This window comes from Microcystis sp. LE19-84.1B, assembly GCF_027531875.1.
GTDB lineage: Bacteria > Cyanobacteriota > Cyanobacteriia > Cyanobacteriales > Microcystaceae > Microcystis > Microcystis panniformis.
The window spans coordinates 1-1,182 of record NZ_JAPZSR010000446.1; the positions used below are offsets into that span (position 1 = coordinate 1).

At 43.6% G+C, this 1,182-nt stretch carries 1 protein-coding gene; it reads right to left on the reverse strand.

Annotation, left to right across the window (positions count from 1 at the left end; all coding sequences use genetic code 11):
- Window positions 1–108: 108 nt before the first annotated feature.
- Complete coding sequence (locus tag O9324_RS25210) at window positions 109–969, reverse strand: Rpn family recombination-promoting nuclease/putative transposase (protein WP_288141640.1); 861 nt, start codon at window positions 967–969, stop codon at window positions 109–111.
- Window positions 970–1,182 lie beyond the last annotated feature (213 nt).

Consider the following 1,182-nt stretch of genomic DNA (forward strand, 5'->3'; position numbering starts at 1 on the left):
GGTCATGGTGAGGGGTTCACCCAGCAACCAAGAGGCAAAATCTTCAGAAAAGTTTTCTGCGAGGAACTTGCAGGTGTTATCGAACATAAAACAGATTTTCGAGAGTAATCATCTGAGCCATTTAGCCTCAAGATGCGAGCACCACCATTCCTCTAAATCTTCCGGTTTGGTAAAATCTAACAAGGCTTCTCCTAAAGCTTCCAGTTGATTAATTGAGAGAGATTGAATTTGCGATCGCTGTTCAGGAGTCACTTCACCAAGGCGACGGGAAAGGAGCCGCAGGATGAGCGCAGATTCTCCTTCCTGACGACCTTCTTCCTTGGCTTCACGATATACCCTTGTATCTGCCAATTGTAGTCCTAGCATTGTATCAACCTCCTGCCGACTCAAGTTAGTAAACTTATACACCATAATTGTACTAATCATTTCTATTATGGCACGACTGGCTTCTGGATCGGGAATTTGCTGTTGGGTTCTTGCTAGTAAATAGCGGGCTGCTTCCGCTGCTTGGGCTTCTTCTAGCGTAGTTAGTACCATCAAAGCAACTCCTAGGGGTAGCTGCTGAATTTCTCCTAATTCATTGAGATAAACTCGATGTACTTGCTCACAATTGAGAAGCGCTCGGTAGGGATGAGCATTACTTTGTTCTAGGTTACGGGTGGGATAGATGACAACAATTTGCCAATCGGTAAATCGTTCTCGCTGACGATAAAAATACAAAAATGATTCGCCAAAAACCCGTTCATAGAGTCGTTCGTCTTTTTGAAATTGTACTTCACAAAAATAAATCACCCCATTACTATCAGTATCAGGTGGCAGGAATACGCCATCGATCTCAAATTTGGGTTCCTTAACAGCTACGGAGTCAAAGCGGTATTCGGTGGCATTAGCTGGTGGGTTTTCGAGTAAATCGAAGAGAAGTGAGGGAGATTGTTGAAAAAGCCAGTAAAATATCGAGTCTCGTTTCATGATGATCGGGATTGCACCATAGCTCTTTCCCGATATTCCCATAAAACCCCCAAAAAATAGAGAGAGGAAACCCGCGCTTCCTACCTCGTCTCCTACCTCGTTCCAGGGTTCTACCTGGGAACGCTATTTTCAGGTTCTACCTGAAGAATAATATATTTAAATTAGGCAGAGCCTAAATATTTGGTTACAAGGTTCTACCTTGTAACCAGCGAA